Source organism: Pseudomonas mandelii, assembly GCF_900106065.1.
In the GTDB taxonomy this organism is placed as follows: Bacteria; Pseudomonadota; Gammaproteobacteria; order Pseudomonadales; family Pseudomonadaceae; genus Aquipseudomonas; species Aquipseudomonas mandelii.
Genome location: NZ_LT629796.1, coordinates 5,382,213 through 5,405,981, shown reverse-complemented (window position 1 = coordinate 5,405,981; position 23,769 = coordinate 5,382,213). Strand labels below are relative to the sequence as shown.

General features: G+C 60.3%; 21 protein-coding genes and 1 pseudogene. 14 read left to right on the top strand and 8 right to left on the bottom strand.

What is annotated here, in order from left to right; genetic code table 11:
• Positions 1 to 66 precede the first annotated feature (66 nt).
• The gene (locus tag BLU63_RS25175) at positions 67 to 243 is read right to left on the bottom strand and encodes a DUF2790 domain-containing protein (RefSeq protein WP_083377299.1); all 177 of its coding nucleotides are present in this window, start codon (positions 241 to 243) and stop codon (positions 67 to 69) included.
• 204 nt (positions 244 to 447) lie between these two features.
• Between BLU63_RS25175 and BLU63_RS25170 the strand changes: the two genes are divergently transcribed.
• From BLU63_RS25170 to BLU63_RS25155, 4 genes and pseudogenes are all read left to right on the top strand, one after another.
• Complete coding sequence (locus BLU63_RS25170; RefSeq protein ID WP_077749277.1) at positions 448 to 1,188, top strand: response regulator; 741 nt, start codon at positions 448 to 450, stop codon at positions 1,186 to 1,188.
• Between the two features lie 22 nt (positions 1,189 to 1,210).
• Positions 1,211 to 1,551 (top strand): annotated as a pseudogene (locus BLU63_RS32865) (HAMP domain-containing protein); the annotation flags it as partial.
• 216 nt (positions 1,552 to 1,767) lie between these two features.
• On the top strand, positions 1,768 to 2,193 hold the full coding sequence (locus tag BLU63_RS25160; RefSeq protein WP_083376526.1) for a hypothetical protein: 426 nt from the start codon (positions 1,768 to 1,770) through the stop codon (positions 2,191 to 2,193).
• 264 nt (positions 2,194 to 2,457) lie between these two features.
• A complete protein-coding gene (locus tag BLU63_RS25155) occupies positions 2,458 to 2,682 on the top strand; it encodes a hypothetical protein (RefSeq protein ID WP_010455083.1) in 225 nt (74 codons plus the stop codon).
• A gap of 158 nt (positions 2,683 to 2,840) precedes the next feature.
• On the opposite strand, the gene BLU63_RS25150 is transcribed toward BLU63_RS25155, so the two are convergent.
• Positions 2,841 to 4,124 carry a Zn-dependent hydrolase gene (locus BLU63_RS25150; RefSeq protein ID WP_083376525.1) on the bottom strand — a complete coding sequence of 428 codons (1,284 nt, stop codon included), beginning with the start codon at positions 4,122 to 4,124 and terminating at the stop codon, positions 2,841 to 2,843.
• 130 nt (positions 4,125 to 4,254) lie between these two features.
• Entirely contained in the window at positions 4,255 to 5,739 is a 1,485-nt protein-coding gene (locus tag BLU63_RS25145; protein WP_010455088.1) for an NCS1 family nucleobase:cation symporter-1, read from the bottom strand.
• A gap of 553 nt (positions 5,740 to 6,292) precedes the next feature.
• On the opposite strand from BLU63_RS25145, the gene hydA reads away from it, so the two are divergent.
• The 3 genes from hydA (at position 6,293) to preA (ending at position 10,532) form a co-directional block, all read left to right on the top strand.
• Positions 6,293 to 7,732, top strand: a complete 1,440-nt coding sequence (hydA, locus tag BLU63_RS25140) for a dihydropyrimidinase (RefSeq protein ID WP_010455090.1) — start codon at positions 6,293 to 6,295, stop codon at positions 7,730 to 7,732.
• A gap of 157 nt (positions 7,733 to 7,889) precedes the next feature.
• On the top strand, positions 7,890 to 9,257 hold the full coding sequence (locus tag BLU63_RS25135) for an NAD(P)-dependent oxidoreductase (RefSeq protein ID WP_077749282.1): 1,368 nt from the start codon (positions 7,890 to 7,892) through the stop codon (positions 9,255 to 9,257).
• On the top strand, positions 9,258 to 10,532 hold the full coding sequence (gene preA / locus BLU63_RS25130) for an NAD-dependent dihydropyrimidine dehydrogenase subunit PreA (RefSeq protein WP_010455094.1): 1,275 nt from the start codon (positions 9,258 to 9,260) through the stop codon (positions 10,530 to 10,532).
• A gap of 147 nt (positions 10,533 to 10,679) precedes the next feature.
• Here the strand turns inward: preA and BLU63_RS25125 are convergent, their stop codons facing one another.
• A complete protein-coding gene (locus BLU63_RS25125) occupies positions 10,680 to 11,300 on the bottom strand; it encodes a TetR/AcrR family transcriptional regulator (RefSeq protein ID WP_010455096.1) in 621 nt (206 codons plus the stop codon).
• A gap of 318 nt (positions 11,301 to 11,618) precedes the next feature.
• Here BLU63_RS25125 and BLU63_RS25120 point away from each other — a divergent pair, with 318 nt between their 5' ends.
• The 7 genes from BLU63_RS25120 (at position 11,619) to BLU63_RS25090 (ending at position 18,795) form a co-directional block, all read left to right on the top strand.
• Positions 11,619 to 12,914, top strand: a complete 1,296-nt coding sequence (locus BLU63_RS25120; protein WP_083376524.1) for an OprD family porin — start codon at positions 11,619 to 11,621, stop codon at positions 12,912 to 12,914.
• Between the two features lie 185 nt (positions 12,915 to 13,099).
• Positions 13,100 to 13,918: an NAD-dependent epimerase/dehydratase family protein gene (locus BLU63_RS25115; protein WP_010455099.1), complete on the top strand. Its 819-nt coding sequence runs from the start codon at positions 13,100 to 13,102 to the stop codon at positions 13,916 to 13,918.
• A 53-nt stretch (positions 13,919 to 13,971) separates the two neighbouring features.
• Entirely contained in the window at positions 13,972 to 14,865 is an 894-nt protein-coding gene (locus BLU63_RS25110) for an SMP-30/gluconolactonase/LRE family protein (protein WP_083376523.1), read from the top strand.
• 61 nt (positions 14,866 to 14,926) lie between these two features.
• Complete coding sequence (locus BLU63_RS25105; RefSeq protein WP_010455104.1) at positions 14,927 to 15,898, top strand: TRAP transporter substrate-binding protein; 972 nt, start codon at positions 14,927 to 14,929, stop codon at positions 15,896 to 15,898.
• A 78-nt stretch (positions 15,899 to 15,976) separates the two neighbouring features.
• Entirely contained in the window at positions 15,977 to 16,504 is a 528-nt protein-coding gene (locus BLU63_RS25100) for a TRAP transporter small permease (protein WP_010455106.1), read from the top strand.
• Entirely contained in the window at positions 16,505 to 17,785 is a 1,281-nt protein-coding gene (locus tag BLU63_RS25095) for a TRAP transporter large permease (protein ID WP_010455107.1), read from the top strand.
• Positions 17,786 to 17,910: 125 nt separating this feature from the next.
• Positions 17,911 to 18,795 carry an aldose 1-epimerase gene (locus BLU63_RS25090; RefSeq protein ID WP_083376522.1) on the top strand — a complete coding sequence of 295 codons (885 nt, stop codon included), beginning with the start codon at positions 17,911 to 17,913 and terminating at the stop codon, positions 18,793 to 18,795.
• Here the strand turns inward: BLU63_RS25090 and BLU63_RS25085 are convergent.
• The 4 genes from BLU63_RS25085 to pqqC all read right to left on the bottom strand — a co-directional run bounded on the left by BLU63_RS25085 (position 18,780) and on the right by pqqC (position 23,764).
• The gene (locus BLU63_RS25085; protein WP_083376521.1) at positions 18,780 to 20,507 is read right to left on the bottom strand and encodes a hybrid sensor histidine kinase/response regulator; all 1,728 of its coding nucleotides are present in this window, start codon (positions 20,505 to 20,507) and stop codon (positions 18,780 to 18,782) included. The genes BLU63_RS25090 and BLU63_RS25085 overlap by 16 nt on opposite strands.
• Positions 20,491 to 21,654, bottom strand: a complete 1,164-nt coding sequence (ercA, locus tag BLU63_RS25080) for an alcohol dehydrogenase-like regulatory protein ErcA (RefSeq protein ID WP_010455114.1) — start codon at positions 21,652 to 21,654, stop codon at positions 20,491 to 20,493. Before ercA ends, BLU63_RS25085 begins: the two co-directional genes overlap by 17 nt.
• Before the next feature lie 227 nt (positions 21,655 to 21,881).
• Positions 21,882 to 23,015: a pyrroloquinoline quinone biosynthesis protein PqqE gene (pqqE, locus tag BLU63_RS25070; RefSeq protein ID WP_010455116.1), complete on the bottom strand. Its 1,134-nt coding sequence runs from the start codon at positions 23,013 to 23,015 to the stop codon at positions 21,882 to 21,884.
• On the bottom strand, positions 23,012 to 23,764 hold the full coding sequence (gene pqqC, locus BLU63_RS25065; RefSeq protein WP_083376520.1) for a pyrroloquinoline-quinone synthase PqqC: 753 nt from the start codon (positions 23,762 to 23,764) through the stop codon (positions 23,012 to 23,014). The genes pqqE and pqqC overlap by 4 nt, the downstream gene beginning before the upstream one ends.
• Between the last annotated feature and the right edge of the window lie 5 nt (positions 23,765 to 23,769).

Here is a 23,769-nt window from a genome sequence, read left to right as displayed (position 1 = left end):
CAGGCTCGCTCCTACAGGTTGAACGGGCAAATCCGGGGAATCTGGTCGGCCCGAAGGCCGCCGAGATCAGCCGCCCTGATTGCCACACGCCGCAAACTTGCTGTAATCCAATACCTTCTGCGTACCGCTCGAATCCAGATACGTCACCCGCGCATTCACAATCCCGCAATTTGCTCCGCCGTCTTCTACAGTGGAAATCACCGTCTTGATATCCCCATTTAAACGGCCGGAGGTATCTTCCATGTGTCGTAAAACCGGGACTACTAAGGCGTAAGGTGTCACACAGGGCAACCAATACAGTTCGATACACCCGCCCCTGAAAAAAAGCCGACTTGTATGCCCCTGTATCAAAGTCATCTCCAGATACAGTGAGATACAAAGGCCGGCAGGCAGGTGCGGCGTGGCTCCCTAGAATGCGCGACGTGCGAATAACAAGAGGTTTGAGCAATGGAACACGTGAACCACATCCTGATCGTCGATGACGATCGCGAGATCCGTGAACTGGTCGGTAATTACCTGAAAAAGAACGGCCTGCGCACCACCGTGGTTGCCGATGGCCGGCAGATGCGCAGCTTTCTTGAAACCAACACCGTGGACCTGATCGTGCTCGACATCATGATGCCCGGCGATGACGGCCTGCTCCTTTGCCGCGAACTGCGCTCAGGCAAACACAAGGCCACGCCGATCCTGATGCTCACCGCCCGCAACGACGAAACCGACCGCATCCTCGGCCTGGAAATGGGCGCGGACGATTACCTGACCAAACCGTTCTCCGCCCGCGAACTGCTGGCGCGGATCAACGCCGTACTGCGCCGCACCCGGATGCTGCCGCCCAACCTGCTCATCACCGAAAGCGGCCGGTTGCTGGGCTTCGGCCGTTGGCGCCTGGACACCACCGCCCGCCACTTGCTGGACGAAGACGACACGATGGTTGCACTCAGTGGCGCCGAGTACCGCTTGCTCCGGGTATTCCTCGATCACCCGCAGCGCGTGCTCAGTCGCGACCAGTTGCTCAACCTCACCCAGGGCCGCGACGCCGACCTGTTCGACCGCTCCATCGACTTGCTGGTGAGCCGTCTGCGCCAACGGCTGATGGATGACTCCCGGGAGTCGACCTACATCAAAACCGTGCGCAGCGAAGGCTACGTGTTCTCCTATCCCGTGGAATTGCTCGGCGCCGAATCATGAAACGCTACCTGCATTGGCCACGGACGCTGTCGGTGCGCAATATGCCTTGGCGTTTACTCGCATCCAAGGTGCGCAACAGCACTTCCAGGCACACCTGAAACTCGCCGACGGCAGCCCGCTGACCATCGACGTCCGGCCATCGGTGATGCCGTTGCCCTCGTGGCTGCCGATGGTGCTGCTGGTGCAACTGACCCTTTTATTGATCTGCACCTGGCTGGCGGTCAGGGTCGCCATCCGCCCCTTACCCGCCTCGCCCAGGCAGTGGACACCCTTGGTCCGAACACCCACGCGGTGCATCTGGACGAAAAAGGCCCGACCGAAGTCGCCCATGCCGCCAAGGCGTTCAACGCCATGCGAAGGCGGCGGCCTGTGCGCTGAGCTCACCCTCGCGGCACAACCCTTGTAGCAGCTTGGGGCAAGGGTTTTGTATCCGTCTGTATAAGAACCCCGAACGGATACGTATAAGCCGATTTCAGCGCGTTCAAGCACACATCACCGATACACCCGGGCGTTTAACTGTGTTCACCGGATAGCAGCAGCTACCGACCCACACACATTCAAGCGCACGGAGAATCACCCATGTTCAACTTCTCGAAAGTCTCGTCCCTGGTACTCGGTCTGGCATTGGTTGGTGGCCTCGGCCTGTCGAACCTGGCGTCGGCCAATACCGTCAGCGCTGCGTCCCACAGCCAGATCCAGCAACTGTTGGTGGAAGGTGGCTCGGACCGGTTGCAACAGAATCGCGTCGCTGAATATGGCTCTGAAAACCTGCAAAACAACCGTGTTGCTGAAGGTGGTTCCGATCGCCTGATCGAGAACCGCGTTGCCGAAGGCGGTGCTGATCGCCTGCAAGAGCTTCGTGAGCGTGTGGCTGAAGGTGGCGCGGATCGCCTGCAAGAACTGCGCGAACGTGTCACGTCGATCAACCCGAAGAATGCCGTACAAGGGGGTGTTGTCGTCGCGGAGAATCGCCCTGAGTTCGGTTCCAAATATCAGCGTTACTGATCAAACTCTGCAAACCGCCAGAGATCAAATGTAGAAGCGAGCCGGCCCCGGGCGGCGTGGTGGTGGCGCGCTGGCAACAGGCGCTGGATGAAATGAGACGCGACGGACGTCTCGAACGACTCAGGCAGCGTTGGCCCAGCCCCCCCCCCCCGCTGACAGTGGATCAACGCGCTCGATATCAACTATGCGCAAGGGTGTTTTCTCATCGCGACGCTCCAGCACTACAGTGGCCACATCTTCTCCCCACTCTACTGGAGCAACATCATGAAAAGCATCATTGGTCTTGGTTTCGCCCTGTCGGTTCTTGGCGCAACATCCGCCATCGCCGCCCCACATGCCACCTCGCAAGTCGTTGCGGCAGCCAAAGTCAGCCAACCGGCAACATTGAACGTGAACACTGTCGGCGTTGATCACAAAGACAGTCAGGCCAGCAAACTCTACGTCGCGGAAAACCGCCCTGAGTTTGGTTCGAAGTATCAGCGCTATTGATTAACGGCTTTGGGCCGTTTGAAACAGGAAACCCCGGGTAGATCCGATCTACCCGGGGTTTCTCGTATCCGGGCAGGCGTGTAACCGAATCACTGTAGATCGTAGGCTCCAGCGGCGCAGGCGCAGGCGCAGCCAAAGTCTACGATCATGTTCGCGCTTCAGGCCGCCAGTTGGCCGCTGGCAATCGCCGCCGACGCGGCCAGCATCGCCCGCAACAACACCGCACACCCTGCCGCCAGATCATCCGGCGCGGCATTTTCGATTTCGTTGTGGCTGATGCCGCCTTCGCACGGCACGAAGATCATCCCGGCCGGGCCGAGTTCAGCGAGGAAGATCGCGTCGTGCCCTGCTCCGCTGACGATGTCCATGTGCGACAGCCCCAGACCTTGCGCAGCCCCGCGTACCGCTTCGACGCAACCCTTGTCGAAGTAGAGCGGCGGGAAGTCGGCGGTGGGTGTCAGTTCGAAGGTCAGGCCGTGCTCCTCGCAGGTGGTTTCGATGACTTCACGGACTTCGGCGATCATCGAGTCCAGGCGCGCCGGTTCCAGATGACGGAAATCCAGGGTCATGCGCACTTCGCCGGGGATGACATTGCGTGAGCCGGGATAGGCTTGCAGGCATCCGACGGTGCCGCAGGCATGAGGTTGATGGCCGAGAGCGGCGCGATTCACTGCGCCGACAATCACGGCAGCGCCGACCAGGGCGTCCTTGCGCAAGTGCATCGGCGTCGGGCCGGCGTGGGCTTCGACGCCGCGCAGTTTCAGGTCGAACCATTTCTGGCCGAGGGCGCCCATGACGATGCCGATGGTTTTGTGTTCGTCTTCGAGGATCGGGCCTTGCTCGATGTGCGCCTCGAAATAGGCACCGACGGCATGGCCGCTGACCGTGCGTGGGCCGGCGTAACCAATGGCATTCAACGCTTCGCCGACGGTGACGCCATCGGCATCGACCTTGGCCAGGGTTTCTTCTAGGGTGAATTTTTCCGCGAACACGCCGGAGCCCATCATGCACGGGGCGAAGCGCGAGCCTTCTTCGTTGGTCCAGACCACCACTTCCAGCGGCGCTTCGGTTTCCACGCCGAGGTCGTTGAGGGTGCGCAGCACCTCGACGCCGGCCAGCACACCGAAGCAGCCATCGAACTTGCCGCCCGTGGGTTGGGTGTCGATGTGGCTGCCGGTCATCACCGGGGGCAGGTTCGGGTTGCGGCCGGGGCGGCGGGCGAAGATGTTGCCGACGGCGTCGACGCTGACGGTGCATCCGGCGTCTTCACACCAGTTGACGAAAATGTCCCGGGCCTGACGGTCGAGGTCGGTCAGGGCGAGGCGACAGACGCCACCCTTGACCGTGGCGCCGAGTTTGGCCAGGTCCATGAGCGACTGCCACAAGCGGTCGCGGTTGATGTGCTGATGGGTGGACTGCAGAACGTCTACAGCAGCGTTCATGGTGATCTCCTCAGGCAGTTCTTATGAATATTTGTTTGGTGTTTTTGAGGCCGTCTTCGCGAGCAACTTCGCTCCTGCAAGGAATACGCGAACCTGTAGGAGCGAGGCTTGCCCACGAAGAGGCCAGTGCTCACGCCGCAGATTTCGCGATTGACGCGCTAGGCCGCATCGAGCACAACCCGTAATAAATCAGCCCCCCCAGCGCCGAGCCGGTAAACCAGCCATAACTGTAAAACCAGCTGAACGCATCGCTGCCCAGGGACAGCAGCGTCAACGCCACCGGCACGCCAAACGCGATAAACCCGAACCAGTTCCACGCCGGGTACACGTCATCGCGATACAGACCGGCCAAGTCCAGTTGCTGTTTCTTGATCAGGAAATAGTCCACCACCATGATCCCGGCGATCGGCCCCAACAGGCTCGAATAGCCCAGCAACCAATTGGAGTAAACCGTCTCCAGGCTCAGATCCGAAACGATCAATCCAAGCTTCTTCAACAGCTCATGGGCCATCAGCGCCAGGCCGACCAGGCCAGTGAGGATCACCGCCTTCGTGCGGTTGATGAGCTTGGGCGCGACGTTCTGGAAATCGTTGGTCGGCGACACGATGTTGGCCGCCGTGTTGGTGGACAACGTGGCAATGATGATCAGCGCCATGGCCACCGCGACCCAGACCGGGCTCTGAATGTGACCGATCAGGGTGACCGGATCGGAGACGCTGACGCCCACCAGTTTGACCGAGGCCGCCGTCATTACCACGCCCAGCGAGGCGAACAGGAACATGGTCAGGGGCAGTCCGATGATTTGCCCGATGATCTGGTCCTTCTGGCTTTTCGCATAACGACTGAAGTCCGGAATGTTCAGGGACAACGTGGCCCAGAACCCGACCATCGCGGTCAGCCCGGCGGCAAAGTAACTGACCACGCTGGCCCCTTCCGGGCGCTTGGGCGGGATCGCCATCAGCTCGGTCATCGACACGTTCGGCATGGCCCACACCAGCAGGCCTGCGCCCACCAGCACCAACAGCGGCGCCGAAAGGGTTTCCAGCCATTTGATCGAGTCCGCACCGCGAATCACCACCCACAGGTTCAAGGCCCAGAACACCATGAAGCCAATTACCTCGCCGGTGCCGCCCAGGGCTTTCCAGCCGTCGAACACCGAGCCGAGAAACAGGTGAATGGCCAGTCCGCCAAACATTGTCTGAATGCCGAACCAGCCGCACGCCACCAGCGCCCGAATCAGGCAAGGAACGTTGGAGCCGAGGATGCCGAAGGACGAACGCAGCAGCACCGGAAACGGAATGCCGTACTTGGTACCGGGGAAGGCGTTCAGGGTCAGCGGGATCAATACGATGATATTGGCGAACAGAATCGCCAGCAGTGCTTCGCCGACGCTCAGACCGAAATAAGCGGTGAGTACGCCGCCGAGGGTGTAGGTCGGCACGCAAATCGCCATGCCAACCCACAGGGCGGTAATGTGCCATTTGTTCCAGGTTCGTTCACGCACCTTGGTCGGTGCCATGTCGTGGTTGTAACGGGGACTGTCGAGGACGTCGCTGCCGGCTTCGAGCTCAAACAAGCCGTCGCGCTCGGTCACTTGCGATCTGATCTGTTGCATGGCCGCTCCACTGTTCTTTGAATTATTTTTTGCTCATCAGGGGCTGTTGGCATCAATAAGCGTGCCGGGCACCCCGTTTTCGCATCGGGCAGTTCCACAAAAACTTCGCAACCAACTGATGTTTATCAGTTTTTATATACCGTCCAAATAGTCCCTTGGTTACTTGCCTGTTCACTCAGGCCGAATGCCGGGCAAGTTGTCCGAACCGTCAGGGCTCAATCTGGTGCATGGGTCTTTTTTTCAAAGTTGCGCATCAACCATAGACCATCCTCAAGCAGCTGATTTCACATAAGAAATCTCGTTCATTTTGAGAACCTGTCAAGTGCGTCAAAATGGTTCAGGACCACACCATTTTGGTGATTTCACAATTTAATCGTTATTTATCAATATGTTAAAACAGATATAAGCTTATAAAAAATATTCTTGCTCATTCCATAAACTCAGACTAGTTTCTATTCCTGACAGCGCTGACAGGAATACACCTGTTTGCGCCGGCTTCATATAAAACATTTAGAACCGACATAAGTCGGTCATTGCCTGCGAGGAACTCGGAATGTCTCTGTTGATCCGTGGCGCCACCGTTATTACCCATGATGAAAGTTATCGCGCCGACGTCTATTGCGCCGACGGCGTGATAAAAGCCATCGGCGACAATCTTGATGTTCCGGCCGGCGCCGAAGTGCTCGACGGCAGCGGCCAATACCTGATGCCCGGCGGCATCGACCCGCACACGCACATGCAACTGCCCTTCATGGGCACCGTGGCCAGTGAAGACTTTTTCAGTGGCACTGCGGCAGGCCTTGCCGGTGGCACCACGTCGATTATCGACTTCGTGATTCCCAACCCACAGCAATCCTTGATGGAGGCGTTTCATCAGTGGCGCGGCTGGGCCGAGAAGTCGGCGTCGGATTACGGTTTCCATGTCGCCATTACCTGGTGGAGCGAACAGGTGCGCGAGGAAATGGCGGAGCTGGTCAGCCAGCATGGGGTCAACAGCTTCAAGCATTTCATGGCGTACAAGAACGCGATCATGGCCGCCGACGACACCCTGGTAGCGAGTTTCGAGCGCTGCCTGGAGTTAGGCGCGGTTCCGACCGTGCATGCGGAAAACGGTGAGCTGGTCTATCACCTGCAACGCAAGTTGATGGCCCAGGGCATCACCGGTCCCGAAGCGCATCCATTGTCGCGACCTTCTCAAGTGGAAGGCGAAGCCGCGAGCAGGGCAATCCGCATTGCTGAAACCCTGGGCACGCCGCTGTACCTGGTGCATGTCTCGACCAAGGAAGCGCTGGACGAAATCACCTACGCCCGCAGCAAGGGCCAGCAGGTCTACGGCGAAGTGTTGGCCGGGCATCTGCTGCTGGACGACAGCGTCTACCAACACCCGGACTGGCAGACCGCCGCCGGTTACGTAATGAGCCCGCCCTTCCGTCCTCGCGGCCACCAGGAAGCGCTTTGGCACGGTTTGCAATCAGGCAACCTGCACACCACCGCCACTGACCACTGCTGCTTCTGTGCCGAACAAAAAGCCGCCGGGCGAGATGACTTCAGCAAAATCCCCAATGGCACTGCCGGTATCGAAGACCGCATGGCTGTGCTCTGGGATGAGGGGGTCAACACCGGCCGTTTGTCGATGCAGCACTTCGTGGCGCTGACCTCCACCAACACCGCGAAGATCTTCAACCTCTACCCGCGTAAAGGTGCGATCCGCGTGGGCGCTGATGCGGACCTGGTGCTGTGGGATCCGGAGGGCACGCGGACCATTTCGGCGAAGACTCACCACCAGCAGGTCGACTTCAACATCTTCGAAGGCAAGACCGTGCGCGGTGTGCCGAGCCATACCGTGAGCCAGGGCCGAGTGGTGTGGGCCGATGGTGATCTGCGCGCTGAGCGTGGTGCCGGGCGGTATGTCGAACGGCCGGCGTATCCGGCGGTGTTTGACTTGCTGAGCAAGCGGGCTGAGCAGAATAAGCCGACTGCCGTGAAACGCTGAAAATCGAGGCCTTCGGCCTTCGCGGGCAAGCCTCGCTCCTACAGTGGTACGCATTCCAAAAAACAGGAGCGAGGCTAGCCCGCAAAGAGGCCGGCAGCGACAACACAAAACCAATGCCCATCAGAGGCAGTACCTCAATAACCGTGAGGCCAACACCGTGATCAAGTCCCTGAACCACCTCCCGCATCCCTATGAGAATGCGGCCGCCCTCGCCGGCCACTTCACCGACCTGGCACCGCCACTCAACGACCGTCAGGCGCATCTGGAAGCTTCGCGCTGCCTGTATTGCTACGACGCGCCGTGCGTGAATGCCTGCCCGAGCGAGATCGATATCCCGTCATTCATCCGCAATATCCATCAGGACAACGTCCAGGGCGCCGCGCAGAAAATCCTCTCGGCGAACATCCTCGGCGGCAGCTGCGCACGGGTGTGCCCGACGGAAATCCTCTGCCAGCAAGCCTGCGTGCGCAACAACGACCACGAGTGCGCACCGGTATTGATCGGCCTGTTGCAACGTTACGCCGTCGACAACGCGCACTTCAGCGAACACCCCTTCCAGCGCGCCGCCACCACCGGCAAACGCATCGCTGTGGTCGGTGCCGGCCCGGCCGGGTTGTCCTGCGCTCACCGCAGTGCGATGCATGGCCACGACGTGGTGATTTTCGAAGCACGGGAAAAGGCTGGCGGCCTCAACGAATACGGGATCGCCAAGTACAAACTGGTGGATGACTATGCGCAGAAGGAGCTTGAGTTCCTGCTGCAGATTGGCGGCATCGAAATCCGTCACGGCCAGAAACTCGGCGAAAACCTGACACTCAGCGAACTGCATCAGCAATTCGACGCGGTGTTCCTTGGCCTCGGCCTGGCCGCCAGCAAGCAACTCGGTTTGCCTCACGAAGACGCCCCCGGCCTGCTCGCTGCCACCGATTACATCCGAGAACTGCGTCAGGCCGATGACCTGAGCCAACTGCCGCTGGCCGATCATTGCATCGTCCTCGGCGCCGGCAATACGGCCATCGACATGGCCGTGCAAATGGCCCGCCTCGGCGCTCACGACGTGAATCTGGTGTACCGCCGTGGTGTCGAGGAAATGGGCGCCACCGGTCACGAGCAGGACATCGCCAAGGCCAATCAGGTGCGCTTATTGACGTGGGCGCAACCCGAAGAAGTGTTGCTCGATGACCAAGGCAACGTGCGCGGCATGCGCTTCGCCCGCACGCACCTGGTGGACGGTCGTCTGCAAACCACCGGCGAAACCTTCGAGCTGGCCGCCGACGCGATCTTCAAAGCCATCGGCCAGGCCTTCGACGCCAGCGCCCTCGCCGATCCGCTGGCACGCGAACTCAAACGCCAGGGTGATCGAATCCAGGTCGATGAACAGCTGCGTACCAGCATTCCCGGCGTGTATGCCGGTGGCGACTGCACCAGCCTCGATCAGGACCTCACCGTGCAAGCCGTGCAGCATGGCAAACGGGCGGCCGAGGCCATCAACGCTCAACTGATGCTCAACGTGGAGGCTGCGTAAATGGCCGATCTTTCGATTGTCTTCGCCGGCATCAAATCGCCGAATCCGTTCTGGCTGGCCTCCGCGCCGCCGACCGACAAGGCCTACAACGTGGTTCGTGCCTTCGAGGCTGGCTGGGGCGGCGTGGTCTGGAAAACCCTGGGTGAAGACCCGGCAGCGGTGAACGTGTCGTCGCGTTACTCCGCGCTCTTCGGTGCCAACCGTGAAGTGGTGGGCTTCAACAATATCGAGCTGATCACCGACCGCTCGCTGGAGATCAACCTGCGGGAAATCACCCAGGTCAAAAAGGACTGGCCGGACCGCGCGCTGATCGTGTCGCTGATGGTGCCCTGCGTCGAAGAGTCGTGGAAGTTCATCCTGCCGCTGGTGGAAGCCACCGGCGCCGACGGCATCGAATTGAACTTCGGTTGTCCCCACGGCATGCCGGAACGCGGCATGGGCGCGGCGGTCGGCCAGGTGCCGGAGTACGTCGAGCAGGTCACCCGTTGGTGCAAGACCTATTGCTCGCTGCCGGTGATCGTCAAGCTCACGCCGAACATCACCGACATTCGCGTCGCCGCCCGTGCGGCCCATCGCGGCGGGGCCGATGCGGTGTCGCTGATCAACACCATCAACTCGATCACCAGCGTCAATCTGGAGCGCATGGTCGCCAATCCCGCCGTGGGCAGCCAAAGCACCCACGGTGGTTATTGCGGTTCGGCAGTGAAGCCGATTGCGTTGAACATGGTCGCCGAAATCGCTCGTGATCCGCAGACTCAGGGTTTGCCGATCTCCGGCATTGGCGGCATTGGCAGCTGGCGTGATGCCGCGGAATTCATCGCCCTGGGCAGCGGCTCGGTCCAGGTGTGCACCGCGGCGATGCTGCATGGCTTCCGGATTGTCGAGGAGATGAAGGACGGTCTGTCACGCTGGATGGACAGTCAGGGTTACGCCAGCATCCCGGAGTTTTCCGGTCGCGCAGTGGGCAATACCACGGACTGGAAGTACCTGGACATCAACTATCAAGTGATTGCGAAGATTGATCAGGACGCGTGCATTGGCTGCGGACGCTGCCACATTGCTTGCGAAGATACCTCGCACCAGGCGGTAGCCAGTTTGAAGCAAGCGGACGGAACGCATAAGTATGAAGTGATTGATGATGAGTGCGTCGGCTGCAACCTGTGCCAGATCACCTGCCCGGTGGAGGATTGCATCGAGATGGTGCCGATGGAGAACGGCAAGCCGTTTCTGGATTGGAATCATGACCCACGAAATCCCTACCATGTTGCCGTTTGAGATCTGCGTCGCCTGAGCCTTCGCCTGCGTCTTCGCGGGCAAGCCTCGCTCCTACAGGTTTTGTGTCGATCCACGATTAATTAATCGACGCTGGCCCTGTAGGCGCGAGGCTTGCCCGCGAAGAGGCCGTCAGCCGCACCGCAAACCTCAAGGCTCCAACCCGATCCCGCGCAAAATCACACTCGTCACCGTCTGCACCGCCCGTTCGAACTGCATGTCCGACAGTGGCTGATGGTCGTTGAGGATATTCACCTGATGATCAAAGTCCGCGTAATGCTGGGTCGACGCCCAGATCATGTACAGCAGGCTTGAAGGCTCCACCGGCAGGATGCGTTTGTCGTCCACCCACTGGCGGATTTTCGCTTCTTTCATCTTGGCCCAGTCGTACAGGCTCGCGTCCAGCGCTACGCCCAGGGTGGGGGCGCCGTGGATGATTTCATTGGCCCAGACTTTCGACCCATAAGGCCGGCTGCGCGAGTGGTTCATCTTGGCGCGGATGTAGCTGCTGAGCACTACGCGCGGATCATCAAACATCTCGAAGCACAGCGCGTCCTGCTTCCACACTTCCAGCAAACCCAACAGCACGGCGCTGTACAGCTCGCTTTTGGTGCTGAAGTAGTAATGCAGGTTGGAGCGCGGCAGTTGCACTTCGGCGGCAATGTCGGCCATGGCGGTGCCGCCGAAGCCTTTTTCGGCGAAGACCTTTTCGGCCCCCAGCAAAATCTTCTCGACGTTACTGCGACGAATCTCGATCTTGTGATTGCCCATGAGGGCTCCCTGACAACAGCGTTGGCCAAGACTAGCATCCGCTCTAGCTCGCGGCGACAAGGGAAAAACGAAACTTCACTCGCAGGTAAACTGGCGCTCCTTTCGACCGGCCTCCGAGGCAGCAGCGGTGTCTCCTCGGCTCCTTGCCCCCGACAATCGTGAGCCGAACCGGATCCCACAGGGATTCGAGCACACCGGCGCAAGTCATCGTATAACTTCTGATTGACAATCCCTGAAAGCCCCGCAAATAATCGCCCCAATGTTGTACGACGACGTATGACAAAAAATAAAAACAACAAGAAACAAGGGAGCGTCACTGTGAGCAAACTCGTCCGCAATTCCTTCGCCAGCACCCCTCGCCCGACCTTTGTATGCCGCACCACCCTGAGCCTGATCGGTTGCAGCGGCCTGGCCTTCGCCTTGCCGATGACCAGCTATGCAGAAGGTTTCGTTGATGACGCCAAAGCCACGTTGAACCTGCGTAACGCCTACATCAATCGCAATTACACCAACCCGGCCTATCCCCAGGGCAAGGCTGAGGAATGGACGCAAAACTTCATCCTCGACGCCAGGTCCGGATTCACCCCGGGCCCGGTCGGTTTCGGTGTGGATGTGCTGGGCTTGTACTCGCAAAAACTCGACGGCGGCAAAGGCACAGGCGGCACCCAGCTGCTGCCGATCCACGACGACGGCCGCCCGGCCGACAATTTCGGCCGCATGGGCGTGGCCCTCAAAGGCAAAATCTCCAAAACCGAAGTGAAGGTCGGGGAATGGATGCCGGTGCTGCCGATCCTGCGCTCCGACGACGGCCGCTCGCTGCCGCAAACCTTCCGTGGCGGCCAGGTGACGTCCACCGAGATCAGCGGCCTGACGCTCTACGGCGGCCAGTTCCGCCAGAACAGCCCGCGCAACGATGCGAGCATGGAAGACATGTCCATGAACACCAAGGCCGCGTTCACTTCGGACCGCTTCAACTTCGGCGGCGGCGAATACGCGTTCAACGACAAGCGCACCCAGGTCGGCGTCTGGTACTCGGGACTCAGCGACATTTACCAGCAGCAATATTTCAACCTGAGCCACAGCCAGCCCATCGGCGACTGGACCCTGGGGGCCAACCTCGGTTACTTCATCGGCAAGGAAGACGGCAGCGCTTTCGCTGGCGACCTCGACAACAAAACCGCATTCGCCATGCTCTCGGCCAAATATGGCGGCAACACCTTCTACGTCGGCCTGCAAAAACTCAGCGGCGACGACGTCTGGATGCGGGTCAACGGCACCAGCGGCGGCACCCTGGCCAACGACAGCTACAACTCCAGCTACGACAACGCCAAGGAAAAATCCTGGCAGTTGCGTCACGACTATAACTTCGTCGCCCTCGGCGTCCCTGGCCTGACGATGATGAACCGCTACATCAGCGGCGATAACGTGCACACCGGGACGATCACCGATGGCAAGGAGTGGGGCCGCGAGTCGGAACTGGCCTACACCGTGCAAAGCGGCCCGCTGAAGAACCTCAACGTCAAATGGCGCAACGCGACCATCCGCAAGAGCTTCAGCACCAATGAATTCGATGAAAACCGCATTTTCATCAGCTACCCGATTTCGTTGCTGTAAGGCAGACATCCCTTGCGGGCTCACATCAATCCTGTGGTCAGAAGATCCTCTTATCACAGGGATGTGTGAAATGACCCTCCGTCATTTTCAACCAAAGTCGCGTTGACAAGACTCGGAAAGCCTAACGATACTTCAACAAAGTCATACGACAACCTACAACAATAATAGCGCCCCAAGGGACTCCCATGACCACCACTTCCACAGCCCCTTTCAATCGCCTGTTGCTGACCGGTGCCGCCGGTGGCCTCGGTAAAGTGCTACGCGAAAGCCTGCGCCCTTATGCCAACGTCATTCGCCTGTCGGACATCGCCGACATGTCCCCCGCCACCGATGACCGCGAAGAAGTCGTCAAATGCGACCTGGCGGACAAGCAGGCCGTCCACCAGCTGGTCGAAGGGGTGGACGCGATCCTGCACTTTGGCGGCGTCTCGACGGAGCACTCGTTTGAAGAGATCCTCGGTGCCAACATCTGTGGGGTCTTCCACATCTACGAGGCCGCACGCCGCCATGGCGTGAAACGGGTGATTTTCGCCAGTTCCAACCACGTCATCGGCTTCTACAAGCAAGGCGAAATCATCGACGCCCACTGCCCTCGCCGCCCGGATAGCTATTACGGCTTGTCCAAGTCCTACGGCGAAGACATGGCCAGTTTCTATTTCGATCGCTACGGCATCGAGACCGTCAGCATCCGCATCGGCTCCTCGTTCCCGGAACCGCAGAACCGCAGAATGATGAGCACCTGGCTGAGTTTCGGCGACCTGACCCACTTGCTCGAACGCGCGCTGTACGCGCCGAACGTCGGGCACACCGTGGTGTACGGCATGTCCGACAACAAGAACGTCTGGTGGGACAACCGTTTCGCGACCGCCTTGGGCTATGCACCGCAGGACAGCTCTGAAGTGTTCCGCGAAAAAGTCGAAGCGCAGCCGATGCCTGCGGCGGACGACCCGGGCATGGTTTACCAGGGTGGCGCGTTTGTGGCGTCCGGCCCGTTCGGTGACTGAAACCGCTGACTTCACTTGATCCCCACAACAAAAATCCAAGGGAATGAGTTGCCATGCAAGCCGAATTGATTGTTGATGCCCGTAACGCGGTAGGAGAAAGCCCGGTCTGGGTCCCCGAGGAAAACGCCCTGTACTGGGTGGATATTCCTGCCGGTGGATTGCAGCGCTGGAGCGCCGACAGCGGTCATGTCAATGCCTGGAAAGCCCCACAAATGCTCGCCTGCATCGCCCGTCACCGCGATCGCGGTTGGGTGGCCGGGATGGAAAGCGGCTTCTTCCATTTGCAGCCGCACAACGACGGCAGCCTCGACAGCGAACTGCTGGCCCACGTCGATCATGCCCGCGTCGACATGCGCCTGAACGACGGTCGCTGTGATCGTCAGGGCCGTTTCTGGGCCGGCAGCATGGTGCTGAACATGGGCGCCAACGCCGCCGATGGCACGTTGTATCGCTACAGCGCCGGGCAACGCGGACCGCTCGAAGCGCAACTCGGCGGGTTCATTGTGCCCAACGGCCTGGGCTTCAGCCCGGACGGCCGGACGATGTACCTGTCTGATTCCCATCCCCTGGTCCAGCAGATCTGGGCCTTCGATTACGACATCGACAGCGGCACGCCGTCCAATCGGCGGTTGTTCGTCGACATGAATCAATTCCCCGGACGCCCCGACGGCGCCGCCGTTGATGCTGAAGGCGGCTACTGGATCTGCGCCAACGACGCCGGGCTGATTCACCGCTTCACCCCGGACGGTCGACTGGACCGTTCCCTCGCCGTGCCCGTGAAAAAACCCACCATGTGCGCCTTCGGTGGCAGTCGACTGGACACGCTGTTCGTGACCTCGATCCGCCCCGGTGACGACGATGACCCGCGATCACTGGCCGGCGGCGTGTTTGCGCTCAATCCCGGCGTCAAAGGTTTACCGGAACCGCTGTTCAACGATCTGCTTTAACCGCTTCTGCTACACCCTTGCGCCTTGAATACAAAAAAAATAACAAACTGGAGACACCCCCATGGACTTCAAACGCACCTTGCTCGCCGCTGCACTTCCTTTGGCCTTCACCCTCAGCAGTGCCGCTCAGGCGCTGGAAATCAAGTTCGCCGACATCCACCCCACTGGTTATCCGACCGTGGTGGCCGAGGAGCAACTGGGCAAAACTCTGGTGGCCGACAGCAACGGCGCCCTGACCTTCAAGATGTTCGCCGGCGGTGTGCTCGGCTCGGAAAAAGAAGTGGTTGAACAAGCCCAGGTCGGCGCCATTCAGATGGCGCGGGTCAGCCTCGGTATCGTCGGGCCGGTGGTGCCGGACGTGAACGTGTTCAACATGCCGTTCGTGTTCCGCGACCAGGCGCACATGCGCAAGGTCATTGACGGTGAAGTCGGCGACGAGATCCTGGCCAAAATCACCGATTCCGAGTTTGGCCTGGTTGCCCTGGCCTGGATGGATGGCGGTACTCGCAACATCTACACCAAAAAACCGGTCAACAACCCCGAAGATCTCAAAGGCATGAAGATCCGCGTAATGGGCAACCCCATGTTCATCGAAACCATCAACGCCATGGGCGGTAACGGTATCGCGATGGACACTGGCGAAATCTTCAGTGCCTTGCAGACCGGTGTGATCGATGGCGCAGAAAACAACCCGCCAACGCTGCTTGAGCACAACCACTATCAAAACGCCAAGTTCTACAGCTTGACCGGCCACCTGATCCTGCCCGAGCCTATCGTGATGTCGAAAATCACCTGGGAAAAACTCACCCCCGAGCAGCAGACGCTGGTGAAGAAAGCCGCCAAAGCCGCACAGGCGCAGGAACGCATCTTGTGGGATGCGAAGACGGCCAGCAGTGAAGAAAAACTCAAGGCCGCCGGGGTCAAGTTCATCACCGTCGACAAGAAACCTTTCTATGAGGCAACCGCCTCGATCCGCGAAAAATACGGCGCACCCTATGCCGACCTGATCAAGCGCATCGAAGCCGTTCAGTAACCCTCCTTGCCCTCATGAAAGGCCCGGCGCCATTGACGTGGGTATATGTCAGTGCGCGCCCGGTTACGGTGAAACCCGATGAAGAATCTACTGCTACGCATCAACGACAAAATTTACATGACCTGCATCTGGGTAGCCGGTCTGTCGGTCCTGACCATTTCCCTGATCATTCCCTGGGGCGTCTTTGCCCGTTACGTCCTCGGCACCGGCTCAAGCTGGCCGGAGCCCACCGCCATCTTGCTGATGATGGTCTTCACCTTCATCGGCGCCGCTGCCAGCTACCGCGCCGGCGCGCACATGGCCGTGGCCATGCTCACCGACCGCATGCCCCCCGGAGTGCGCAATGCGATGGCGATTGTCTCGCAACTGCTGATGGCGACCATCTGCCTGTTCATGACTATCTGGGGCACCAAGCTCTGCCTGTCGACCTGGAACCAGTTCATGAGCGCCATGCCGACGCTGCGCGTGGGCATCACCTACATGCCGATCCCGATTGGCGGGTTGCTGACGCTGATCTTTGTTCTGGAAAAACTCTTGCTCGGTGACCAGAGCAACCGTCGGGTCGTGCGTTTCGACCTGGTTGAAGAAAGCGAAGGGGCTGCCTGAATGGACGCGTTGATTCTGTTGGGCAGTTTTATTGCACTGATCCTGATCGGCATGCCGGTCGCTTACGCACTGGGGCTTTCTGCCCTGATCGGTGCGTGGTGGATCGACATCCCGTTCCAGGCGCTGATGATTCAGGTCGCCGGCGGCGTGAACAAATTCTCGTTGCTGGCGATTCCGTTCTTCGTACTGGCCGGCGCGATCATGGCTGAGGGCGGCATGTCCCGCAGGCTGGTGGCCTTTGCCGGTGTGCTGGTCGGGTTTGTCCGTGGCGGCTTGTCGCTGGTCAACATCATGGCGTCGACCTTCTTCGGCGCAATCTCCGGCTCTTCGGTGGCGGACACCGCCTCGGTCGGCTCGGTGCTGATTCCTGAGATGGAACGCCGCGGCTACCCGCGGGAGTTTGCCACGGCCGTCACGGTCAGCGGCTCGGTGCAAGCGCTACTGACCCCGCCCAGCCACAACTCGGTGCTCTACTCACTGGCCGCTGGCGGCACGGTGTCGATTGCGTCGCTGTTCATGGCCGGCGTCGTCCCCGGGCTGCTGATGAGCGCGTGCCTGATGGTGCTGTGCCTGATCTTCGCGAAAAAGCGCAACTACCCCAAGGGCGAAGTCATCCCCTTGAAGCAGGCGCTGAAAATCTGCGGCGAAGCCATGTGGGGCCTGATGGCGATGGTCATCATCCTCGGCGGGATTCTCTCGGGTATTTTCACCGCCACCGAATCGGCGGCGATTGCGGTGCTGTGGTCGTTCTTCGTGACCATGTTCATCTACCGCGACTACAAGTGGAGTGAACTGCCGAAGCTGATGCACCGCACGGTGCGGACGATTTCGATCGTGATGATCCTGATCGGCTTCGCGGCGAGCTTCGGCTACATCATGACGCTGATGCAGATTCCGTCGAAGATCACCACGATGTTCCTGACCCTGTCGGACAACCGTTACGTGATTCTGATGTGCATCAACGTCATGCTGCTGTTGCTCGGCACCGTGATGGACATGGCGCCGCTGATCCTGATCCTGACGCCGATCCTGATGCCGGTGATTCTGGGCATTGGCGTGGACCCGGTGCAGTTCGGCATGATCATGCTGGTGAACCTGGGGATCGGATTGATCACGCCGCCGGTGGGCGCGGTATTGTTTGTGGGGTCGGCCGTGGGCAAAGTCAGTATCGAAAAAACCGTGAAGGCACTGCTGCCGTTCTATGCCGTGCTGTTCCTGGTGCTTTTGGCCGTGACCTACATTCCGGCGCTGTCGCTGTGGTTGCCAAATTTGGTGTTGTAAAACCTTTTCTGCAGGAGCCAGGCTTGCCGGCGAAAGCGTCCCTGAGTGGGCCTTCGCCGGCAAGCCTGGCGCCTACAAACAGCCTGTTCACCCATTACCGAAAAACCTGAATATCGCGGGTCTACATGACGCCAGAAATTCTCGAACTCAAAGACGAACTCACCCACCTCACCCTCGCCCCCGGACTCGGCGGCAGCGTTGTCAACTGGACCGTTCGCAGTACCGGGCAACCGCTGCTGCGTCACAACGACGCCCATGCGCTGAACACCGGTCTGCCGGGCAAACTGGGCTGCTATCCCCTGGTCCCCTGGTCTAACCGCATCGCCGAAGGAGGTTTTGACTGCCCCGAAGGCTGGCTCGCCTTGACGCCCAACAGCCTCACCGATCCGTTACCGATTCACGGCAGCGCCTGGCAACAACCGTGGCAGGTGATGTCGCAGACCCATGACGAAGTCATCCTGCAACTCAACAGCATTGCCCCCTTCGCCTATCGCGCCCGGCAGCGGTTTCATCTGAAAGAGGGCCGATTGAGTATCGATCTGCACGTCACCCACTTGGCCAAACACCCCGCGTGGCATGGGCTCGGCCTGCACCCGTACTTTCCGCGCACCGCCGGCACGCGACTAAAGGCTCAAGCGGAAAAAGTCTGGTTATGCGATCAATCGAAACTGCCGACCGAACGGATGGACGTGCCCGACGAGTGGGACTTTCATCAGCTTAAAACCCTACCGGACACGCTGGTCGACAACGGTTTCTGCGAATGGGACGGTCATTGCCTGATCCAGCAACCCGAGCTCGGTTATGAACTGGAATGCCAGGCCACCGGCAGCGATAACTACCTGCTCTACTGCCCGGTGGGCCTGGGTTTTTTCTGCATCGAACCGGTCAGCCATCCGGTCAACGCCCACCACTTGCCGGGTCGGCCGGGGCTGCGTCTGCTGGAGCAAGGTCAATCCACCGAACTGGGTTTCAGCCTGCACTATCGCCCGCTTGATCAGCCCAACATCTGACTGAGCACTGCACGCAACTTGCCGGGTTTCACCGGCTTGTTCAGCAGCGGCGCGTCGAGTCTCTGCAACGAGCGCCGACATTGGTCGGTGCGGTCGGCGGTGATGATCACCGCTGGAATCGTCCGTTTGAAATGCTCGCGCAAGTGCCGCACCACATCACAGCCCACCACCCCGTGATCGAGGTGGTAGTCCGCCAGAATCAGTTCCGGCGCCCGCCCCTGCAAGGCCGCCAGCGCTGAGTGTTCATCCGTGGCAATGACCACCTCGCAACCCCACTGCCCGAGCAGAGCGTTCATGCTCTCCAGAATGCTCACTTCGTTGTCCAGCACCAGCAGGCGCCGGCCCGGCAACGGGTTACCCGTACCCGGCTGCGGCGCGGCCAGACTGATCGGTAGCGGAATCTCATGGGAAATCGGCACGTCAATGCTGAACATCGAACCGCGTCCCGGGCGCGAATGTACGCCGATTTTATAGCCGAGGATCTTGGCGATACGCTCGACAATCGCCAGTCCGAGCCCCACGCCCTTACGGTCAGCGGCGCGCCCGACGTCCAGTTGATTGAATTCGAGGAAGATCGAGTCCAGCCGGTCCGCCGCGATCCCGCGCCCGGTGTCCCACACTTCCAGGCGCAGCATGTTGCCGCGCCGTCTGGCCCCCAGCAGAATGCAGCCCTCATCGGTATATCGGCAGGCGTTGCTGAGAAAGTTGCGCAGGATTCGGGTCATCAAGCGCAGGTCGGTGTGAATGGCGTAGTCGCCCATGTGCACCCGCAAGTTCAACCCGGCGGCCTCGGCCACCGACTGGAACTCCGAGACCAGCGGCGCGAGCAATTCGTCGAGGCGGTACAACGCGACGTCCGGCTTGACGGCGGCCTGATCGAGTCGGGAGATGTCGAGCAAATCGGTGAGCAAATCTTCAGCGCCTTCCAGGGCCTGGTGCGTGCGCTCCACCAGCACCTGCTCGACATCCGGCAATTTGCGCTCGCGTAACGTCGAGATCAGCAAACGGGCGGCGTTGAGCGGTTGCAGCAAGTCATGGCTGGCGGCAGCGAGGTATTTGTCCTTGCTGCGGTTGGCGGCTTCGGCGGCGTCCCGGGCGTCGCGCAACGCTTCTGCGATCTGTTTACGCTGGGTGATCTGCTGTTGCAGGTTGCGATTGGCTTCGAGCAGTTCGTCGGTGCGCGCAGTCACCCGCTGCTCCAATTCGTCATTGAGTTGTTGCAGGCGCTGCTGGGCGATTTTGCGTTCGGTGATGTCGGCGACAAAGCCCTCTACCAGCCCTTCCTGATCGGGTTTGAGCAACAGGTTCATCAACACGTCGAGGCTGCTGCCGTCCTTGCGCCGCAATTGGGTTTCATAACCGTGGAGGCTGCCTTGGTGGCGGAGGATTTCGCCGATGTTCTCCAGCTCCCGGGCACCGCCGACAAACAGGTTGCTCGCCAGGTCCGCCAGCGAAAACAACACTTCTTGCGGGTCCTGATAGCCGAGCATTCGTGCCAGCGCCGGGTTGGCGGCGCGCATGCCTTGCAGCAGGCTGGCCTGGAAGATCCCGTGCACGGCGTTTTCGAACAGCCACTTGTAGCGGTTGCGCTCGGCTTCCAACTCGTCCAGCCGTGCGGCGAGTTCCGGGTAATGGCTCTTGCGCGCCGAGTGGCTGCCTAATCCCAGTAGCCCGGCGAGCGCGCGTTGCTGCTCGTCAGAGGGCTTCGCCATAGACGACCTCGACATCACGCTGACTGGATTCGCGCGGGTTGGTGAGGATGCAGGGGTCGTGCATGGCGTGTTGCGACAGGAACGGAATGTCCGCGGTGCTGACCCCGTGCAATCCCAGGGTTTCATGGAAGCCGATCGCGTGTTTCAGGGCGATCAGGTGCTCGACCAGCCGTCCGCTGATCTGCCGGTGATTGAGGCCACGGCAATCGATGCCGAGGGTCTCGGCGATCACCTTGAAGCGATCCGGCGCCGAGCTGTAGTTGAACGCCACCACGTGTTCCACCAATACCGCGTTACACAAGCCGTGGGGCAAATCGAGGAAGCCGCCGAGGCTGTGGGACATCGCGTGCACCGCGCCCAGAATCGCGTTGGAGAACGCCAGGCCGGCCTGCATGCTGCCCAGCATGATTTTTTCGCGCAGGGCGATGTCGCCCGGGTTGGCGATCATCTGCACCAGGTTGCCGTTGATCAGGCGCATCGCTTCCAGGGCGTGCGGGTCGGTCAGTGGCCCGTGGCCGGTGGAGACGAACGCTTCGATGGCATGCACCAGCGCATCGATGCCGGTACAGGCCGACAGGAACGGGTCCATGCTCAGGGTGGTTTCCGGGTCGATCAGCGACACGTCCGGCACCACGGCCTTGCTGACGATGGAGAACTTCATGCGTTCTTGCTGGTTGGAAATGATCACGAATTGCGAGACATCGGCCGAGGTGCCGGCGGTGGTCGGAATCAGGATCAACGGCGGGCTGGGCACACGAATGGTGTCGACGCCTTCGAATTCAAGGATGTTGCGCCCATGGGCGACGACGATGCCGATGCCTTTGCCGCAATCCATCGGGCTGCCACCGCCGACCGCAACGATCACATCGCAGTGGTTTTCCTTGTACAACTCGGCGCCGAGCATGACTTCCTCGACCCGCGGGTTGGGTGACACGTCGCTATAGAGAAAGTAATCGATGCCCTGGGCTTGCAGGCTGGCTTCGACATCGGCCACCCAACCGGCGGCAATCACACCGGGGTCGCTGACCACCAGCACCTTGCGCGCACCAAAGGTTTTGGCGCAGTTGCCGACGTTATGCCGGCAACCGGCACCGAAGATGATTTCAGGCGAAACGAATTTACGCAGCTGGCTGAGACTCTGGCTCATTGGAAAGCCTGTTTTTATTGTTTTGAAGGTAGAACCACACTAACCCATCCCGACGCGAATGCAATCAGACCAATGGGTAGCAAGCAGGCCGATATTGTATTCACCGTAAATCCCCTGTGGGAGCGAGCCTGCTCGCGAAAGCGGTGGGTCAGGCAATGTAGATGTTGAATGTGCAGGCCTCTTCGCAAGCAGGCTCACGCCTACAGGGAATTTGTGTCGTCCTTGGTTTATCCGCGATAGATCAGCCGCGATGCTTTCTCGTTACGCAACGTAAGGTGCTCCATGCCCTGCCCCGGCGCGTCCGCTTCGTCGCGGGCCTTGAGGATCACCCCGTGGTGCGCCGACTTGCTGCACACCGGGTCGGCGTTTTCGGCATCACCGGTCAGCATGAACGCCTGGCAGCGACAGCCACCCAAATCCTTGTGCTTCTCATCGCAGGAGCGGCACGGCTCTTTCATCCAGTCATCGCCACGAAAGCGATTGAAGCCGAAGGATTCGGTCCAGATGTGCGAGACGCTATGCTCGCGCACGTTGGGAAACTCCACCGGTAACTGGCGGGCGCTGTGACAAGGCAGTGCCGTGCCGTCCGGGGTGATGTCGAGAAACAGGTTGGCCCAGCCGTTCATGCAGGTCTTGGGGCGCTCTTCGTAGTAGTCCGGGGTGACGAAGATCAGCTTGCAGGGATGCCCTTGGGCCTCGAGTCGCTCGCGGTATTCGTTGGTGATGCGCTCGGCACGCTGCAATTGCTCGCGGGTCGGCAACAGGCCGACGCGGTTGAGCTCGGCCCAGCCGTAGAACTGACACGTGGCCAGCTCGACGAAGTCCGCTTCCAGTTCCAGGCACAGGTCGATGATCTGCGCGATCTGGTCGATGTTGTGCCGGTGGGTGACGAAATTCAGCACCATCGGGTAACCCTGGGCCTTGACTGCTCGGGCCATGGCGAGCTTCTGGGCGAAAGCCTTGCGCGAGCCGGCGAGCATGTTGTTGACCTGCTCGTCGGCGGCCTGAAAGCTGATCTGGATGTGGTCCAGCCCGGCGACCTTGAAGTCGCGGACTTTCTGCTCGGTCAGGCCGATGCCCGAGGTGATGAGGTTGGTGTAATAACCCATGTCCCGCGCCGCTTTGATCAGCTCGGCCAGGTCCTGTCGCACCAATGGTTCACCGCCAGAAAAACCCAGTTGCGCCGCGCCCATCTCCCGGGCTTCGCGGAACACCCGAATCCATTCTTCGGTACTCAATTCCTCGCCTTGCTGGGCGAAATCCAGCGGGTTGGAGCAATACGGGCATTGCAACGGGCAGCGATAGGTCAGCTCGGCCAATAACCACAAGGGCGGACCGGGTGGCTGTTCGATCAGGTTCACAGGGCGATCCCCCGGTGCCAGACATTCTGCTTGGAGACGGTGTGATACGGCGGCCGACCCAGCTCATAGGCCATGCTCATCGCATCGAGCATGCTCCACAGCACGTCGAGCTTGAACTGCAGAATCTCCAACATGCGTTGCTGGCCTTCGACCGTGACGTAGTGCGCCAGGGTGATGCGCAAACCATGCTCGACGTCGCGCCGCGCCTGGCTCAGGCGCGTGCGGAAATAGTCGTAACCGGCCGGGTCGATCCACGGGTAATGGGTGGGCCAGGCGTCGAGTCGGGACTGATGGATCTGCGGCGCGAACAGTTCGGTGAGCGAACTGCTGGCCGCTTCCTGCCAACAGGCGCGACGGGCGAAATTGACGTAGGCGTCCACCGCGAAGCGCACGCCAGGCAGCACCAATTCCTGAGAAAGGATTTGCTCACGGTCCAACCCCACCGCTTCACCCAGACGCAGCCAGGCTTCAATGCCGCCTTCGCTGCCGGGGACGCCATCGTGGTCGAGGATGCGTTGCAGCCATTCACGGCGCACGTCGCGGTCCGGGCAGTTGGCGAGGATCGCGGCATCCTTGAGCGGGATGTTCACCTGGTAGTAGAAGCGATTGGCGACCCAGCCCTGAATCTGCTCGCGGGTAGCACGGCCGGCGTACATGGCTTGGTGGAACGGGTGGTGGATGTGGTAGTAGGCGCCTTTGGCGCGCAGGGCTTGCTCGAACTCGGCGGGGGACATGGGTTGGTCAGTCATTGCGG

Coding starts and splice junctions, on each gene's coding strand:
- BLU63_RS25175 (WP_083377299.1), bottom strand. CDS start 243: ATGGAAGATACCTCCGGCCGTTTAAATGGGGATATCAAGACGGTGATT.
- BLU63_RS25170 (WP_077749277.1), top strand. CDS start 448: ATGGAACACGTGAACCACATCCTGATCGTCGATGACGATCGCGAGATC.
- BLU63_RS25160 (WP_083376526.1), top strand. CDS start 1,768: ATGTTCAACTTCTCGAAAGTCTCGTCCCTGGTACTCGGTCTGGCATTG.
- BLU63_RS25155 (WP_010455083.1), top strand. CDS start 2,458: ATGAAAAGCATCATTGGTCTTGGTTTCGCCCTGTCGGTTCTTGGCGCA.
- BLU63_RS25150 (WP_083376525.1), bottom strand. CDS start 4,124: ATGAACGCTGCTGTAGACGTTCTGCAGTCCACCCATCAGCACATCAAC.
- BLU63_RS25145 (WP_010455088.1), bottom strand. CDS start 5,739: ATGCAACAGATCAGATCGCAAGTGACCGAGCGCGACGGCTTGTTTGAG.
- hydA (WP_010455090.1), top strand. CDS start 6,293: ATGTCTCTGTTGATCCGTGGCGCCACCGTTATTACCCATGATGAAAGT.
- preA (WP_010455094.1), top strand. CDS start 9,258: ATGGCCGATCTTTCGATTGTCTTCGCCGGCATCAAATCGCCGAATCCG.
- BLU63_RS25125 (WP_010455096.1), bottom strand. CDS start 11,300: ATGGGCAATCACAAGATCGAGATTCGTCGCAGTAACGTCGAGAAGATT.
- BLU63_RS25115 (WP_010455099.1), top strand. CDS start 13,100: ATGACCACCACTTCCACAGCCCCTTTCAATCGCCTGTTGCTGACCGGT.
- BLU63_RS25110 (WP_083376523.1), top strand. CDS start 13,972: ATGCAAGCCGAATTGATTGTTGATGCCCGTAACGCGGTAGGAGAAAGC.
- BLU63_RS25105 (WP_010455104.1), top strand. CDS start 14,927: ATGGACTTCAAACGCACCTTGCTCGCCGCTGCACTTCCTTTGGCCTTC.
- BLU63_RS25100 (WP_010455106.1), top strand. CDS start 15,977: ATGAAGAATCTACTGCTACGCATCAACGACAAAATTTACATGACCTGC.
- BLU63_RS25095 (WP_010455107.1), top strand. CDS start 16,505: ATGGACGCGTTGATTCTGTTGGGCAGTTTTATTGCACTGATCCTGATC.
- BLU63_RS25090 (WP_083376522.1), top strand. CDS start 17,911: ATGACGCCAGAAATTCTCGAACTCAAAGACGAACTCACCCACCTCACC.
- BLU63_RS25085 (WP_083376521.1), bottom strand. CDS start 20,507: ATGGCGAAGCCCTCTGACGAGCAGCAACGCGCGCTCGCCGGGCTACTG.
- ercA (WP_010455114.1), bottom strand. CDS start 21,654: ATGAGCCAGAGTCTCAGCCAGCTGCGTAAATTCGTTTCGCCTGAAATC.
- pqqC (WP_083376520.1), bottom strand. CDS start 23,764: ATGACTGACCAACCCATGTCCCCCGCCGAGTTCGAGCAAGCCCTGCGC.